Source organism: Actinomadura hibisca NBRC 15177 (assembly GCF_001552635.1).
In the GTDB taxonomy this organism is placed as follows: Bacteria; Actinomycetota; Actinomycetes; order Streptosporangiales; family Streptosporangiaceae; genus Spirillospora; species Spirillospora hibisca.
On record NZ_BCRO01000020.1, the window covers coordinates 45,447 to 60,676 of the forward strand.

Sequence of the window (15,230 nt, forward strand, 5' to 3'; positions counted from 1 at the left end):
TCAGCCGTTGGGCAGGATCACCGCACGGCCGTTGATCTTGCCTTCGTGCAGCCGCTCGTAGGCCAGCGGCGCGTCGTCGATGCCGTAGGTCTCCACGTGCACGTTGATCGCCCCGGCGCGGGCGAGGTCCAGCACCTCGACCAGCTCGGCGCGGCTGCCCCAGTACGGGGCGCGGACCGCCGCGTCGTAGGCGAGCATCCCGAAGCCGACCTTGGCCGCGCCGCCCCCGATGCCGACGATCGCCACCTCAGCCTCGGTCCCGGCGACGGCGGCGGCGAGGTCGGCGGTCGGCTGCGCGCCGACGAAGTCGAACACCGCCTGCGCGCCCAGGCCGCCGGTCAGCTCGCGCACCTTGCCGGCCGCGTCGGCGTCGGACAGCACGGCGTCGTGCGCGCCGACGCGGCGGGCCAGCTCCAGCTTCTCCTCGGTGACGTCCAGCGCGATCACCCGGGCCGGGCTGAGCGCGCGCAGCAGCTGGATAGCGACGTGCCCGAGCCCGCCGGTGCCGATCACCACGGCGGTGCCGCCCGGCAGCAGGCGCGGCAGCGCACTCTTGATCGCGTGGTACGGCGTGAGGCCCGCGTCGGTCAGCGGCACGTTGGCGACCGGGTCGAGCCCGCCGAGCGGGACGAGGTGGCGCGGGTCGTCCACCAGCATGTACTCGGCGATCGCGCCGGGCGCGCCGAGCCCCGGCGGGCGGATGCCGAGCTCACCGGCGCGCAGGCAGTAGTTCTCCTTGCCCTGGGCGCACATGGCGCAGATGCCGCAGCCCCACGGCCCGTACACCGCGACCGAGTCGCCGATCTCCACGCCCGTGACACCGTCGCCCAATTCGGCGACGGTGCCCGCGCCCTCGTGGCCCAGCGTCAGCGGCAGCGGGAACGGGACCTCCGGCCAGCTCATCACGGCGATGTCGGAGTGGCACACCCCGGCCGCCGTCACCTTCAACAACACCTGCCCCGGCCCGGGTTCGGGCTTGGGCACCTCCACGACCTCGGGGGCCTTCCCCACCTCGCGGTACTGAACAGCCTTCATCGTCCTCCCCCTCTCAGCGAGCCGAGTACGCGCCGTCGACCAGGTGGTAACTGCCCTGGACGAAGGACGCCTTGTCCGACAACAGGAACGCGGTCACCTCCGCGACCTCCTCGGCGCGGCCGAGCCGCCCCTCGGGATGCAGCGAGATCAGAAGCTCCCGCTTCTCCTGGTCGGCCTCCTTGAGCAGCGGGGTGTCGATGAAGCCCGGCCCCACCGCGTTGATCCGCACGCCCTGCGCCGCGTACTCCAGCGCCGCCGTCTTGGTGAGCCCGACGACGCCGTGCTTGGCCGCGACGTAGGCGGCCGCGCCCGCGAAACCGTTGGTGCCCAGGATCGACGCCATGTTGACCACGGCCCCGCCCCCGGCCTGCACGATCTCGGGCAGCTCGTACCGCAACGAGTAGAAGACCCCGCTGAGGTTGATGTCGATGACCCGCCGCCACGTCTCGGGGTCGGTCTCCCCGATCGGCGCGGGCGGGACGCTGATCCCGGCGTTGTTGACGGCCAGGTGGAGCGCGCCGTAGGTCTCCACGGTGAAGTGCACCGCGTCCTTGACCGACGCGGCGTCGGCGACGTCCAGCGCGACGGCCGCGGCCTTCGCGCCGTCGATCTCCAGCTCGTTGACGGCCTTGAGCGCGCCCTCCTGGTCCCGGTCGGCGACCACGACCGTGGCACCGCCCGCGCCCAGCCGCTTGGCGACGGCAAGCCCAATACCGGAGGCTCCCCCGGTCACCAGGGCGACCTTGCCGGCAAATTCCTCGTCCATACGTTCATCCCCCCAGATGGACGCCCTGCTCCCCAAGCAGGGCGTCGAAAGCGCGCGCCACCACGACGGGCAGGTCCAGACCGGGCGCGCTCCACCAGACCCGCACCCCGACCCTCAAGGCTCCAGCCCCGACGGCCGCGAGCACCGCAGGCCGAAGATCGTCACGCCCGACCCCCATGCGCGCGGCCAAGACCACAACGGTCTCGTCCTCAGCCACAGCCCCCACCCGATGAAAGGCCTCCAGCAGCGCGGGCCGTTCGGCCATGAGCCGGAACAGCTCCAGCACGGCGTCCCGGCGGTGCCAGGCGTCGTCGCGGGCGAGCCATCCGGCCACGGCGTTGCGGTAGGCGAGCAGCGGCGGTTCATCAACCGGACGGAGGGCGAGCGCGTCGTTGATCTGGACGAAGTCGACACGCAGCGGCTCGACGAGCGCGTCGTCGATCCCGGCGAAATGCCGCGAGAACGTGCGCCGCGAGACATCCGCGTGCTCGGCGATCTCCTGCACGGTGACGGCGTCGAACCCCCGCTCGCGCACCAGCCCGAGCGCGGCCTCGGCGAGGATGCGCCGGGTCCGCGTGACCTTGCGCTCCCGGCGCCCCTCCGCGACCTTCACACTTCCACCGTAGCTCGCAAAATGTCGCATTGAGCCACAAGTCCCCTTGGGACAAAACAGACCAAACCCCGATGTTCACCGCGCCACCCAGGGGGTACAGGCCACCTCATGCCCGAGGAGAAGCAGGAACCGGACCTGATCGAAGAACAGGGCGTCAACGCGGGCCCGTCCGTGGACGCCGAAGAGAACCCGCCCCCGACGCCCGACCTACCGGACCCGCCGGACCGTCCGGCAACAGCGGGAACGTTGTACGACGAACAGGTGGGCCTACCAGGCCAGAAACCGGGCTACCCGGGCCAGCAGAACTCAGTGGACACGAGCTGATACGAAGAAACCCCCTCCCACCAGGTGGAAGAGGGCGTCGATCTACGTCGGGCTGGCGGGATTTGAACCCACGACCCCCGGCACCCAAAGCCGGTGCGCTACCAAACTGCGCTACAGCCCGCCCGCCGAGGCACGATCGAACCAAGGCGACCCGCTGAAGTGTAGTGCCGATCAGCGCCGGACGCCTCGTCCAACCCGGCATTCGCCCCCACCGGCCGCGCCGGGATCACGAACACCCGCGAAACCCTGTACGCTACGGCATGGCGATCGCGGCCCCGACCAGGGCACGACCGGCCGACGCGGGTGTAGCTCAATGGTAGAGCCCCAGTCTTCCAAACTGGCTACGCGGGTTCGATTCCCGTCACCCGCTCCAGAGTTCCACCAGGCTCCTGATCACGCCGCCCCGAGATGGGGTACCCGGACCTGACGCGATCAGCGGGCGTCCTGGCTCATCTTCCATCAGTGGCGTCGTGCTGTCCGACGGCTGCGACGATCCAAGCTGCACGCAGTCCTGATGGAGCGCGTCCTCACATGCACGGAGTGGACGGCGGGCCTGACCGGGCCCGGCCGCGGAGAGACCGTCCTCGTCCGGTCCGTGTGAGAATGCCCGGCATGGAGCTGCTGGAGCGGGCGGGCTTCCTGGACGAGCTGCGGTCGTGCCCCGCGGGCCGCGTCGTGCTGGTGTCGGGCGAGGCGGGCATCGGCAAGACCGCGCTGGTGCGCGCCTTCTGCGAGCAGGACGAACGCCGCGCCCTGTGGGGCGCCTGCGACGCGCTGCGCACGCCGCGGCCGCTCGGGCCGCTGCACGACATCGCCCGCGCCGCCGGAGGCGACCTCGCCGCCGCGATGGCCGCCGAGAACTCCCGGCACGAACTGTTCACCGCCTTCCTGGACCGGCTGGCGCGGCCGGCGATCGCGGTCGTGGAGGACGCGCACTGGGCCGACGAGGCCACCCTCGACCTGCTGGTGTTCGCCGGGCGCCGGATGGCCGGCACCAGCGGCCTGCTGGTCGTCACCTACCGCGCCGACGAGGTCGGCCCCGGCCATCCGCTGCTCGCCGTCCTCGGCGCGCTCGCCACCGACCGGACGGTGCTGCGGCTCGCGCTGCCGCCGCTGTCGCTGGAGGGCGTCGCGGCGCTCGCCGGGGCGGACGGCCCGGCGGCCGAACGCCTGCACGCCCGCACCGGCGGGAACCCCTTCTTCGTCACCGAGGCGCTCGCCGACCCCGGCCGGACGGTGCCCGGCACCGTCCGCGACGCCGTCCTCGCGCGCGCGGCGGCGCTCGACGAGGAGGCGCGCGCCGCGCTCGACGCCATCGCGATCTTCCCCGGGCACACGCTGCTGCCGCTCGTGCAGGCCGCCCCCGAAGCGGTGGACGCCTGCGTCGGCGCGGGCGTCGTCGTTCGCGAGGGCGGCCGGGTGCGGTTCCGCCATGAGCTGGCCCGGCTCGCCGTCGAGGACGCCGTGCCGCCCGCCCGCCGCGCCGCCCTGCACGCCCGCGCCCGCGCTGACCTCGCGCGCCGCGGCGCCGACCCGGCGCGACTCGCCCACCACGCCGCCGAGGCCGGCGACGTCGCGGCCGTCCTGGTGCACGCGCCCGCCGCTGCCGAGCGCGCCTTCGCGGTGAGCGCGAACCGGCAGGCCGCCGACCATCTGCGCCAGGCCCTCGACCACGCCGACCTGCTGGAGCCGCGCGACCGCGCCGAACTGCTCGAACGCTACGCCGAGGCCTGCACCCGCCTGGACCGCGACGACCGTGCCCTGGAGGTCTCCCGCGAGGCGCTGGAGTGCTGGCGCGCCGCCGCGCTGCTCGCCCGCACCGCGCACTTCCTCTGGCTGACCGGCGACTCCACCGCCGCCCGCGCCGCCGTCGCCGAGGCTCTGAACCTCGCCCGCAGCCTGCCGCCCGGCCCCGCGCTCGCCGCCGCCTTCACCTGGTCGGCGTTCCTGCTCATGTACGCGCGCGAGATCCCCGCCGCGATCGAGACCGGCGAGCGCGCCGTGGACCTCGCCGAGCGGTATGGCGACCGCGCGCTGCTCGCGCGCGCGTTGAACGCCGTCGGATCGGCGACGTGGTTCCAGGAGCCCGACCGCGCGGAGAGCCACCTGACGCGCGCCGTCGAGATCGCGCTGCGCGTCGGGGACGAGGTGAGCGTGGCGTCGGCACTGTCCAACCTCGGGTCCGGCGCCGGGGAGATCCGCCGCTACGCCGTCGCCGAGGAGTGGCTGCGCAAGGCCGTCGACTGGTGCACCGTCCGCGACCTGGACCGCAACCGCCGCTACAGCAGCGCCTGGCTCGCCCGCTGCCTGTTCGAGCGCGGCGAGTGGGACGAGGCCGCGACCGTCCTCGCGCAGACCGAACTGGAGGGTGCCGCGCCCGCCCGCATCGTCGCGCTCACCGTCCTCGGGCGGCTCCGCGTGCGGCGCGGCGAGCCCGGCGCGGCCGAGCCGCTCGACGAGGCGTGGCGGCTCGCCGTCCGCACCGGCGACCTCCAGCGCCTCTGGCCCGCCGCCGCCGGGCGCGCCGAATTCGCCCGCTTCGAGGCCCGCCCGACCGGCCCGCTCGTCCGCGACACCTACGACCTCGCCGTGCGGCTGCGGCACGGCTGGGCGATCGGCGAGCTGGAGCAGTTCCTCGACGACCCGCCCGCGGGCGCGCACGAGGACGCCGCCGAACCGTACCGGCTGGACCCGGTCGCGGGCGCGCGCGCCTGGGAAGCCATCGGCTGCCCGTATGAGGCCGCGATGTCTTTAACGTGTAGCGAGGCGCATCTGCGCGAGGCGCTCGGCGTCTTCGAGCGCCTCGGCGCCCGTCCGGCCGCCGACATGGCCGCACGGCTCATGCGCGAGCGCGGCCTGCGCGCGCCCCGCCGCGCCACCCTCGCCCACCCGCACGGCCTCACCGCGCGCGAGGCCGACGTCCTCGACCTGCTGCGCGAGGGCCTGCGCAACATCGAAATCGCCGAACGGCTGCACATCTCGGAAAAGACCGCCGGACACCACGTCTCGGCCATCCTCGCCAAGCTCGGCGTCCGCACGCGTCACGAGGCCGCCCGGCTGGGATAGGGACTCCCTAGGGAGAACGCCCACCCGATATAGGGAGGCCGCCCTCCAATACGGGGACCGTCTCCCGATGCCCGTGCAGCCCGCCCGCTCCGACACTGGTGCCTTCAGAGAGAAGGAGCGTGCGACATGCCGCGATACCTGGTCCAGCGAAACTTTGCGGACGGCCTGTTCATCCCGGTCGACGCCGACGGCGCCAAGGCGTGCCTGGACGTGGTCGAGGAGAACGCCAAGCACGGCGTCACCTGGGTCCACTCCTACGTCAGCCCGGACAAGAGCGTCAGCTACTGCATCTACGACGGGCCGTCCCCGGCGGCGATCCGCGAGGCCGCCCAGGCGGCGAACCTCCCGGCCGACCAGATCACCGAGGTCAGCGTCCTCGACCCGTACTTCTACCACTAGGAAAAGGCAGGCAGATGGCTTACGTCCAGCAGCCGGGGCACCCGCCGCGGAAACGCTCGTCGACTGGGCGCTGGATCGTGGTGCTCGCGGTGATCGTGGTACTGGTCGGCGGGCTCGTCGCGCTCGGCGCATGGGCGTCCCAGGGCAGCCCCGACCGCGCCAAGGCGGGCGACTGCGTCGCGACGCCGGGCAGCGACGACCTGAAGATCGTCAAGTGCACGGACGCGACGGCGGCCTACAGGGTCCTCGGCCGCGTCGACGACAAGTACAAGTACCAGTTCGACCAGAACGGCAAGACGCTGTGCGCGCCTTACCAGGGCACCCTCAGCGCCTTCTGGAAGGGCGAGGTCGGAAAGCAGGGCTACGTTGCTCTGCCTCGGCGCGGCCCGCTGAACCGGTACGTTCCCGGCCACCCGCCCCAACGCTTGCCGGTCCCCGGACGTGATCTCTACACTCGCCCGGGGCACCGGCAACGTCGGACAACTCGCCATCGCGGCGGCGGACGCGCACCACAACCCGGCGAACGCGCCCGTCGAGACGCGCGATCCGACGCTCACCGCGGCCGTCCCGGCCATGGCGTGAGGCGGGCGGATTCGGCTGATGGACCACGCGTTCGGCACCGAGCTCGACGACATCCGCGAGACACTGGACCGCCGCCCCCTGGAAGCCGACACCACGACCGCCACCATGGGCGACTTCGCCGCCGACACTCAGGGCGCCGTCCGCTTGGAGGAGCAGGGCGTCGTGGACGGCGAGCCGCGCATCGTCATCGAGCACGTCACCCGCATCCACGCCTCCTGCGCACCGGACTGACCGCAGCCGCCGTCCGGCGACCGCGCGCACCGCGTCGTCATCAAGGAGGACCTGCGCATCGAGGTGTCGGTCGAGGCCACCGCCGTCGGCAGCCTCGTACACGCGATCGAGTGGCTCGCGACGGTCGGCCCCGGCCTCTACGACGCGCTGGACGTCCTGCTCCGCCCGGCAACGGGTCGCCTCGGGCGGCTTGGTCGGGCTTTTGGGGAATTGATGCGGCGTCGGCGCAGATACGCGCGATTGACGCAGGAGGAGCAGGCCTTGTCCGCCGCGATCGCGCCGGGACGGGTGCGGAGCGTCCGATGCGGCCGCGCACCTTGATGGACGCAATGCCCATTGGAAGCGGGGGACTGCCAGCGGTCTGGCCCGCGGTGAGGGCGAACGACAACGGCTGGCAGCACCGGTCGGCCGACAGGTGGGTATTGCTGGTCAGCCCGCCGCGAGACCGGCCCAGCAGGGCGACCTTCAGCCGGATCGCTCCTTGTCGCCGCGCCCACCGCCAGAAGGATGGCTGGTCGCCGGGCTCGTCGATCCGCGGTTTCGTCCCCGGCCGCCCTATGCAGCGCTTGGAACTGCTCGGGATCCAGCCGCGTCCCCGCCGCGTGCTAGTGGGCGCGCTCGATCGTGGAATCGACGCTGACCAAGCTCAGATCAACCTCGCCGCGAGTGGCGGCCTCAGCGATCATCTGTTCTTGAAGGTTCTGCATGACGCCCGTGACCGTCCGCGCCCGGAACCGGTCGTAGACCGTTGACCACCACCCATACTGCTCAGAGACATCCCGCCACGGGCTATACATCCGGAACCGCCAGATCACTCCGTTTAACTGTCACTGCAAGTCAGGAACCGAACTACGCGCGCCCAGCAAAAGCCACGGCTCGATCAGCACCCATTCCTCACCGGTCACATCACCACGCGCCACACAAACGTACTACCAACCACGACGTTCACCTACAGAGCGAATGCAGGCAATGACTTGATCGGCGAATGAAGATACTGGACGGGTTTTGGCTCTTCAAAACTGGCTACGCAGGTTCGATTCCCGTCACCCGCTCCACCGGTCCCGAAACTTAGAGACCTGACCACTACCAAGGTGGTCAGGCTTGAGACGCTCACCTCTCATCCGACATCCAGGCCACGCCCCGGACCGGGAATAATCGGCATCATCCGAAGTGGTCAGCAGCCGCTTGGGCAGGTTACATCCGTACGGCAGTGAAGAATACCGGAATTACGAAAGGTAATTCCTACTCCTGCCTTAACGGACACTCGGGAAGTGGAAGTGCTACCACATCGCCTCCACGCGTCTCACGAACGACGGTGAACTGGACACATTTGACCGCTTCAATCTCTCCCGCAGAAGTCAGAGAGATATAGTCGACTGTGATGATGGCCTTTTTGCCTGTCCAGCCAAATGCCCACAGGTCTCCGAGTTCGCCATGGACAGCCGCTCGCGTGCGCTGTTGAGAAAATTCAGCATCAGCAGCGGCTTCGGCCAGCCTATCGCGGGTCACCTCAGTGGCCAGCCGGATACGTTCTAGGGCATCACGACCGCTCTCGACAGGGCGCGGGCAGCGTCCCAGTTTGTTCGCCGTAACTTTCGCAACGTCCCCAACAGACTGCTTTGCGATAGAAAATCTGTAGCAGAATTCGGCCACGCTTTTGCCATGGAATCCACCATACCCCGGACGCATGACATCGATACGCGCATGCTTACCCGAGTCCTCAAAGCGCACTAGACGAGAAGCAGAAATCCTTGCCGCGCGCAATGCCGCATGCTTGTCGATAAGCCCATCACGAGCCGCTGCGACCAACACAGCACTCGCTTGTTCCTTGACCGCTTCTTCGGCATCGCGCTGTGGCTTCCCCAGCCACCGGGAAATTCCAAACCACAACAGCAACACCAGGATGATGAGCACCATGGCCAGCGCTATCATCACGGGAAGCACTCGGCCGAACCGCTCCCGTCGCCCTGGCCCGCGTTCCGCCGGTCGTCCGTCAGTGGGCGAACCAGTAGCCACAGGTACCTTCCTTGCCGACCAAAGGACGAAACGAAGTACCGCTAGTGCAGCGAGGCGTCCCTGGTGCCTGCCCTACCACGAGGCACCAGGGATGCCAGCCGCCGATCGGCGACCTGGGGACGTCGCTGGCCCTTAGAGGAAACCTTTCAGGGCCGCGCTTACGTAGTAAGCGTATTGCTTTGTCCCTTCCTCATTGGGATGGAACGCTTCACGACTGAGGCACAACTCCCCGTTGACGAAGCAAAGTCTAGACGCGCGGTCGCCCCGATGGAAGTCCCCATCACCGTTGGGCCCATTCCTGAGAGCGTGGATCCATTCGTCTGGGTCACAGGCCGAATGGTCTGTAAATTTGTTCCACACCTTGTCCACATAAAATATCTTGGCATCGGTCTTCGCCAGGTCATCGACCATGCTCTTCTGCTCGGTCGTTCCGTAGCGCACCAGCGAGGCCAGTTCGTTCGCCTCACCGAGGGTATAGGTCAGCGCCCCTGAACACTCGTGACGTTTGCTGAGCAGTTCCGGATAACCAACGAGGACGATATTGGCATTCCGCGCCTTTCTCCGGATGTCAACCAGAGTCCTCCTGGCATTGGCGACCGATTCGGCAATCTTTGGCTTGTAGTCCGCTGGCGAGCAGGAAGAGGCTGGGGTACCGCATTCCTGCATCACGCTGGCGAAGGTATACCGATCGTTTCCACCGATAGTCAGGGTGACGAGCGTCGTATTCTCGTCCAGAACGCCGGACTGGGCCTGCGGAACCTCCCTGAACTGCCCCTCTCCGAGTTCGTACTCCCTGGGTCTGTCCCAGGAGATCGGATAGCTGGGGTAATTCCCATCTACGTCGTAGTACTCGCCGATGAGGTTGCGGTTCCATGCTCCCGAACATGCCGCGAACCCGAACTCTACGTTGGGATCCCATTGATCAGCGAGATCTCCGACCGATTGATTGCTGTCAGGAAGGCTCATCCTCCTGGGCCAGGCGTTGCGGCTGCGGCGACAGGCGTTCCACCGAGAGGAGCCGTGATCGCTGTCTGTCTCAGCATAGTAGGAGCCGGCGCCTTCGCCAGAACTGTAGGAATCACCCAGCGCAGCAACAAAATGCTTCGGCTTGGAGCTCAACGGCTGGAAAGCGATGGCATCCCAGGCGACGTCTTCACTGCCGTCCCCTTCCCCGGTGACCGAGCCAAGCCGGACTCGCGGGACTCCATTTACCTGGTATACCCCGAGCGAGACCCAGTTATTAGACATGCGTTTTTGATTGATATACCGTTCGCGACTGAAGTTCCCGTTTCCCAGGTCAATCTCGTACTTGGCCTGCTGAGTATGAGCGCCGTGGTCGGGCAGGTGAACCAGGATACGGGTCCAGGAGTTCAAGGAGCGGTTCAGCTTCCAGGTTCCCTTCATCTGGAGCCGCCCACCCGCAGCATCTACCCGACGGGTATGCGTGAACCAGAAATGGCCACTGTAGGCTGCGCCTATCTGATGGAGGTCGATCTTAGCCGAATCACTGGCGAATTCGAGCGCGAAAGTCCCACTGGTCGGCTTTGGAGGGGCTTTGCAATCTCGATGAATGGGAGTCGAGTCAGGAACATCGTCGACGACCAGAGCTCCACTCGGAAGCCCTTCAGTGTCGCACCGCGATATATACGATACTCCGTTGGGCTGCTCAGGATAAGTGCTGTCAAATCTCAGCACTTCGTTGGCACAGTTTCCAGCAGCACATGATTTCCAGCTAATTTTTGCATTCCACCAGCAATACAGGTCCTTATGGCCGCAGGGTCCCTTCCCCGGGTCATTACTGGCATTGTCACCCATCTTATCGGGACTGCACAGGTTAGCGGATGTGCAGAACAGATCCTCGCGTGGCTTGACTGTGGATCGAGTATCATATGTGCTCCACCAAGCGGCCCGGTAGCCCGCGACCATCTTGTTCGGCGCTTCGGCGGCGAAGAGCGGGCGCCCGGCCCAACCCAGGACCTTCTCCTGGTAGGGCCAGTCCTGAGGGTGGGAGGCGTGTTCATAGTCGTCGCCGACACCGCCACTTTTTTCCAGGAATGGGGGGCGGTTGAACTTCCACAATGGATTGGCGGGGTTATTGGTCCACCCCACACCCCATTTACCGTCATAGTTGTTAGCCTGCGCTTTGGAATGGTAGCCGCTATTATAGGCCCATATGGCGAAGAACCAGTTCTCGGCCCATTTAGGGTCACCGTTATCGACGACCAGACCTTCGTTTCTCGTCGTATTCCATTTCTCGATGAGGATGTTGACACCGCGAGCGATGTTGGCGGTGTAGTCCAACGCGATGGCCTCCTGTTGGAGCCTGCTCATCGCAGAGACCTTGGTCATCCCGTCGGTGACCTGCGAGACGCCGTATCCGCAGTCGGACTTGCTGTAGTCGATCTTCCAGGGATCCCCCTGGGTGCCATCGGGCTCATAGGCGATGCCGTAGTAGTTGCCGATCAGCGGATTTCCGGTGGCACCGGGCATCACAACCCGGGAGGCCTGCCACATATTGGATTCCTGGGCGATGATGCCGAGGAACACTTGTGCCGGGATTCGGCCGCCACCGACCAGGCTCTGAAGAGGGAACAGCGTCTGGGGCTGGTAGGCGCCCATCCCGAGGCCCATCCATCCTGCGGGACGGTTGATGTGCTTGTTGAGGTTTCCGGTGATCGCTTGGTTGACGGCCCATTCGACCTGGCGAGGCGTTGGCTGCAGCGCATGTTTGACGGTGCTGTTACGCGGGACGGCGCAGATGGCGTCCGGATCGACGGAGTCGGCGGCGGCTTTTAACAGCGGAGAGCGTTCGGCAGTGCCGGCTCCGCCGCCCGGCAGCATCTGGAAGGTCGCCGTTCGGCGGGTGTTAAGGGCGGTGATGTTGATATCGGTGGGGCGCGGGTCGCCCGGTCCTATGCCTGCGTTGCGGGGATCGTGGCCGTCAGCCCATGCAGTGCGCGTCACCAGTGATTCCGCGCGAGTCGTGGCCTTGGCTCCGCGGGGCGTCCCCTCGATCAGAGTGACGGAGGTCGGCAGTGAAGTACGTGGGGTAGCGGCACCGGTGATGAACACTTGTCCGTTGGCGCTACGCGTGAGATCGACATCTTGGAGGGGCCCGTCGGCCAGTGTTGTGGGGATGGCGTGAGGAGCGCGTGGATGCTTGATCTGTACAGCGTCGACTCGACGGACAACAGCGCGCTGCCGCCCTGCTTGGGCCCCGGCGGCGGGGGAAGGACTGGATTCGCGATCCAGGAAAACGACGCCGCCCTTGCTGTCGGCGTTGAACTGAAAGGGTACCTGTCTGGCCGCCGCCACCTGTGTCCGGGCACCGTTTGGAGTGATCTTGACGACTCGGGCCGAGTCGGCCGCGACGAACCCGTCGGCAACCGGTACCGCCGAGGAGATCTGGCCGTCCAGCTCAACGGGAAGTTCGATCGCGCCATCGGCGGCATCGACGGCCACGAGGCGAGAAGCGTTTTTGGTCTCCTTGGGGTACTGAGTGAAAACTGCCTTTTCCGAGGTGCCGCAGCCGGGGCTGAAGTATGCCAGGGATGAGCGGGTCTTGAGCTTGCGGACTTTACCGCTCTCCAGGTCGACGATGGCGGTGAAAGCTCCACGCAGCATCAGGTCGGGCTTGTTGGTAAAACTACGGGGAGCATAGGTGACCACGGCGCGACGGCCTGAGCCGGTCACGCATGCGTTGCCGATCCACATATCGGCGTCCAGGCCCGGCTCCGACAGGGTGGCCGCGGTGTGCCAGCGGTAGCCGTCGTCCTTGTCAGATATCAGGACGTGGAATCCGGTGGCGTCGCCGATGGTGGACCAGGCCCGGTCGCGTGAGGCACGCCAATCGGCGCCCAAGACGCGACGGCGGTCACCAGGGGCGATTTCCGATAGTGGCGGCCGGTCGCTCGGCTTGGGCGCCAGAGTTCCCGCTTTCGGGGAGCCGGGGGACGGCTTCGATTGGGAGAGAGGTCGCCGCAAGGCGACAGTGGCGGCATCGACGGGCGCGGCCAGCGAGATTGACAGGGCGAAGGCCGTCGCCATGATGAGAGATCTTCGGTGTTTCACTTCTCACCTGGATTCTTCTTGGGCGTGGAATAAGGCACCTCCCTGTCCCCAGGGCACCCCTGAGCGAGGAGATGTGTGTTCTCCGCCGGTAGCAGGTACAGATCGGCCGGACGGCAGGCGTCGCCTGGCGATACCTGCGGCCCGCCCCGTTGCCCGGGCTGTCCTGGTAGCTGGGTGCAGCTCCAAGCGATGACGGTCTTGGCGTTGCGCGGCCAGGTGGACACCACCTGCTTGCCTTCAGCGGACACGCGGTTGTCGTTGACGACCTTCTTCCGGTGAGCGATCTTCACCGCTTGGGCTAGCCGACCGGGTGGGTTCGCCGCTGACACTTGGCGTCCCGGACAGCGACCTTGGGTTCTTTGGCTCTGGACGCCTGGCCGAACGGGCGCTGGCCCCGCTCGGAGCTCAGTTGCGCACTTCGGTCAAGGCTGGATGCTTGCCGTCGTCACCCGGGAACCCGTCTCCGTCATAGCCATGCTCGGCTGCGGCCTTGGGCTTCAGGCATGCCACGACCTTGCGGTTCTGCCCGTCAAGGAAAGTCGTGGCGATCGGTAGGGAGGTTTTGGCGAGTCCCGACGAGGACAGGCAGCGACGCGCCGCGGTCGCGCAGGCTTTCTCGATCAGGCCGACCTCGCCCATGGACGAAAGACGGACACCGGGAGAGGTAGGACGGCGGAGCGCTGCCGGTGACGTGCGCGACGGTCCAACGGCTCGGTGAAAACGGTTCACTGGCGTTCCTCCAAAGAGAAACTTGTGGAAGACCTGCTGGGAGAGTGTCGGGAAGTCCACACTGCGCCACCCTCACCGTTGCCGTGATCCGCTTCGGTTATTGATGGTGCGCTGCTCGCGCGTGTAGCGCCGACTGCCGCGGTTGGTGCTCTCCAGCGAGATGAGCAGGAGTCGATGCCCCAAGCGGTTCCGGACGCGCTGGAGTTTGCAGCCGCCATCCTCGGTGTGGCGACACCACCACACTGGTCGGTAGCTGGTGGTCCCCGGCTTGGGCGTTGAGAGGACGGCTTGAGGGGGATGATAGAGCGCAATGTCGCAACTCCTCCATGACAACTTTTATCGTTATCGAGTGAACCAAGTGTGATCATCGACAAAACTCGCTTGTCAAGTCAGTATGTTCGCCTGGCCGCATTGGGACAGTGGCGAGCAGGATGCTGTACTCACAGACTGTCATCCAGTCAGGCCCCTAGTCGCCGTTCAGCGAGTGGATCGCAGTGATGGCCAGTTACCAGCGCGGATACTCCCTACAGACGCTCAATGGCGAAGCCACGACCACTTGCGACTGTGGCCATGACCACGTAGAACCTCTCAACCGGCCGTAACCAGCAGATGCAAGACCCGCACATAGCCTTGATCAGGCGGAACGGCCTTCTGCACATGCCGGCGTTCCACTTCACAGCCCAGTTGAGACGCAGTGGCGATCACTGGCAGTCAGCAACCATTTCAGAAAATAGGCTTTACTTATTCTGTCGAACAGGCAAAGATCCTAGCCATCGTCAACGAGCCGAGCGTTCACATGCCAAAACCGACCCTCCTTACAGGCATGGCAGTGCTGCAGTACTCAGTGCTCGACAAAAGAGGGAAAGGAGACCTATGAAATCCGAGAAGGTGCGCAAGGTCGCCGTGTCCAGCCTGATCACGGGCGGAGCCCTGGCGGGAGCGTTCCTGCTCACCGGTCCGACGGCCCAGGCGCAGGGTTGGAGGATCGACGTCGGCAGCAACGGCGGGAACACCCCCTCCATCAGCGGAACCTCGGGATGGGCGCTCACCTACGCATCCAGGCTGCGCGGGCCTTTGGCGGGTCTCGGGGCATGTGGATCCAACGCGTTCCAGGGAAACCTGAGCTACAACACCTTTTCCTGCTACGGATTCGACGGAAGCCGCCCCAATGGACAGGTGGTCCGGAACAACGCCCACTCCCTGGCCTCGAACCGCTGCTACGGCGCCACCACCTGGGTGTATGAGAACGCCGTCGGCGACTACAACTGGGTGGGTGCCTACAGGTGGGGGACCTTGAACTCGGTACTGGCCAACAACGAGGCGTCTGCCGGTCGAGGAAACGCCTGCTGACAGGCGATTCGCCGACCGCTCCCATCGACATGACCGGAAAGGCAAGAC

The 15,230-nt window shown here is 66.8% G+C and carries 14 protein-coding genes, 2 tRNA genes and 1 pseudogene; 8 read left to right on the forward strand and 9 right to left on the reverse strand.

What is annotated here, in order from left to right:
* The 3 genes from AH6_RS10275 to AH6_RS10285 are packed head-to-tail and all read right to left on the reverse strand — an operon-like array spanning position 1 to position 2,414.
* Positions 1-1,035, reverse strand: a complete 1,035-nt coding sequence (locus tag AH6_RS10275) for an NAD(P)-dependent alcohol dehydrogenase (RefSeq protein WP_067477422.1) — start codon at positions 1,033-1,035, stop codon at positions 1-3.
* Positions 1,036-1,048: 13 nt separating this feature from the next.
* Entirely contained in the window at positions 1,049-1,801 is a 753-nt protein-coding gene (locus AH6_RS10280; RefSeq protein ID WP_067477425.1) for an SDR family NAD(P)-dependent oxidoreductase, read from the reverse strand.
* Positions 1,802-1,805: 4 nt separating this feature from the next.
* Entirely contained in the window at positions 1,806-2,414 is a 609-nt protein-coding gene (locus AH6_RS10285) for a TetR family transcriptional regulator (protein WP_169807827.1), read from the reverse strand.
* Positions 2,415-2,522: 108 nt separating this feature from the next.
* Between AH6_RS10285 and AH6_RS42250 the strand changes: the two genes are divergently transcribed.
* Positions 2,523-2,738, forward strand: a complete 216-nt coding sequence (locus tag AH6_RS42250; RefSeq protein WP_083982563.1) for a hypothetical protein — start codon at positions 2,523-2,525, stop codon at positions 2,736-2,738.
* 47 nt (positions 2,739-2,785) lie between these two features.
* Here the strand turns inward: AH6_RS42250 and AH6_RS10290 are convergent.
* A tRNA-Pro gene (locus tag AH6_RS10290) sits at positions 2,786-2,859 on the reverse strand.
* A gap of 178 nt (positions 2,860-3,037) precedes the next feature.
* On the opposite strand from AH6_RS10290, the gene AH6_RS10295 reads away from it, so the two are divergent.
* The 3 genes from AH6_RS10295 (at position 3,038) to AH6_RS10305 (ending at position 6,203) form a co-directional block, all read left to right on the forward strand.
* Positions 3,038-3,111: transfer RNA gene (locus AH6_RS10295), tRNA-Gly, on the forward strand.
* 239 nt (positions 3,112-3,350) lie between these two features.
* Positions 3,351-5,804 (forward strand): ATP-binding protein, encoded by a 2,454-nt coding sequence (locus AH6_RS10300; RefSeq protein ID WP_067477572.1) that lies wholly within the window; start codon positions 3,351-3,353, stop codon positions 5,802-5,804.
* Between the two features lie 126 nt (positions 5,805-5,930).
* The gene (locus tag AH6_RS10305) at positions 5,931-6,203 is read left to right on the forward strand and encodes a DUF4242 domain-containing protein (protein ID WP_067477431.1); all 273 of its coding nucleotides are present in this window, start codon (positions 5,931-5,933) and stop codon (positions 6,201-6,203) included.
* Positions 6,204-6,222: 19 nt separating this feature from the next.
* Here the strand turns inward: AH6_RS10305 and AH6_RS10310 are convergent, their stop codons facing one another.
* On the reverse strand, positions 6,223-6,417 hold the full coding sequence (locus AH6_RS10310) for a hypothetical protein (RefSeq protein WP_157431391.1): 195 nt from the start codon (positions 6,415-6,417) through the stop codon (positions 6,223-6,225).
* Here AH6_RS10310 and AH6_RS47190 point away from each other — a divergent pair.
* The 3 genes and pseudogenes from AH6_RS47190 to AH6_RS45265 all read left to right on the forward strand — a co-directional run.
* Positions 6,410-6,511 (forward strand): annotated as a pseudogene (locus AH6_RS47190) (hypothetical protein); the annotation flags it as partial. The gene AH6_RS10310 and the pseudogene AH6_RS47190 overlap by 8 nt on opposite strands.
* Before the next feature lie 133 nt (positions 6,512-6,644).
* The gene (locus AH6_RS45000) at positions 6,645-6,785 is read left to right on the forward strand and encodes a hypothetical protein (protein ID WP_174555086.1); all 141 of its coding nucleotides are present in this window, start codon (positions 6,645-6,647) and stop codon (positions 6,783-6,785) included.
* 18 nt (positions 6,786-6,803) lie between these two features.
* Entirely contained in the window at positions 6,804-7,016 is a 213-nt protein-coding gene (locus tag AH6_RS45265; protein ID WP_067477437.1) for a hypothetical protein, read from the forward strand.
* Between the two features lie 605 nt (positions 7,017-7,621).
* Here the strand turns inward: AH6_RS45265 and AH6_RS10325 are convergent.
* The 4 genes from AH6_RS10325 to AH6_RS43630 form a co-directional block, all read right to left on the reverse strand.
* A complete protein-coding gene (locus AH6_RS10325; RefSeq protein ID WP_067477443.1) occupies positions 7,622-7,831 on the reverse strand; it encodes a transposase in 210 nt (69 codons plus the stop codon).
* 427 nt (positions 7,832-8,258) lie between these two features.
* Entirely contained in the window at positions 8,259-8,933 is a 675-nt protein-coding gene (locus AH6_RS43625) for a hypothetical protein (protein WP_157431392.1), read from the reverse strand.
* A gap of 231 nt (positions 8,934-9,164) precedes the next feature.
* Positions 9,165-13,079, reverse strand: coding sequence for an SGNH/GDSL hydrolase family protein (locus tag AH6_RS42260; RefSeq protein WP_083982567.1), 3,915 nt, complete (start codon positions 13,077-13,079; stop codon positions 9,165-9,167).
* Positions 13,080-13,508: 429 nt separating this feature from the next.
* Positions 13,509-13,742: a hypothetical protein gene (locus AH6_RS43630; protein WP_157431393.1), complete on the reverse strand. Its 234-nt coding sequence runs from the start codon at positions 13,740-13,742 to the stop codon at positions 13,509-13,511.
* Between the two features lie 963 nt (positions 13,743-14,705).
* Between AH6_RS43630 and AH6_RS10330 the strand changes: the two genes are divergently transcribed.
* A complete protein-coding gene (locus AH6_RS10330) occupies positions 14,706-15,182 on the forward strand; it encodes a hypothetical protein (RefSeq protein WP_067477446.1) in 477 nt (158 codons plus the stop codon).
* Positions 15,183-15,230: the final 48 nt, after the last annotated feature.

Coding starts and splice junctions, on each gene's coding strand:
- AH6_RS10305 (WP_067477431.1), top strand. CDS start 5,931: ATGCCGCGATACCTGGTCCAGCGAAACTTTGCGGACGGCCTGTTCATC.
- AH6_RS10275 (WP_067477422.1), bottom strand. CDS start 1,035: ATGAAGGCTGTTCAGTACCGCGAGGTGGGGAAGGCCCCCGAGGTCGTG.
- AH6_RS42260 (WP_083982567.1), bottom strand. CDS start 13,079: ATGGCGACGGCCTTCGCCCTGTCAATCTCGCTGGCCGCGCCCGTCGAT.
- AH6_RS45265 (WP_067477437.1), top strand. CDS start 6,804: ATGGACCACGCGTTCGGCACCGAGCTCGACGACATCCGCGAGACACTG.
- AH6_RS42250 (WP_083982563.1), top strand. CDS start 2,523: ATGCCCGAGGAGAAGCAGGAACCGGACCTGATCGAAGAACAGGGCGTC.
- AH6_RS10280 (WP_067477425.1), bottom strand. CDS start 1,801: ATGGACGAGGAATTTGCCGGCAAGGTCGCCCTGGTGACCGGGGGAGCC.
- AH6_RS10300 (WP_067477572.1), top strand. CDS start 3,351: ATGGAGCTGCTGGAGCGGGCGGGCTTCCTGGACGAGCTGCGGTCGTGC.
- AH6_RS10330 (WP_067477446.1), top strand. CDS start 14,706: ATGAAATCCGAGAAGGTGCGCAAGGTCGCCGTGTCCAGCCTGATCACG.
- AH6_RS43630 (WP_157431393.1), bottom strand. CDS start 13,742: ATGGGCGAGGTCGGCCTGATCGAGAAAGCCTGCGCGACCGCGGCGCGT.
- AH6_RS43625 (WP_157431392.1), bottom strand. CDS start 8,933: ATGGTGCTCATCATCCTGGTGTTGCTGTTGTGGTTTGGAATTTCCCGG.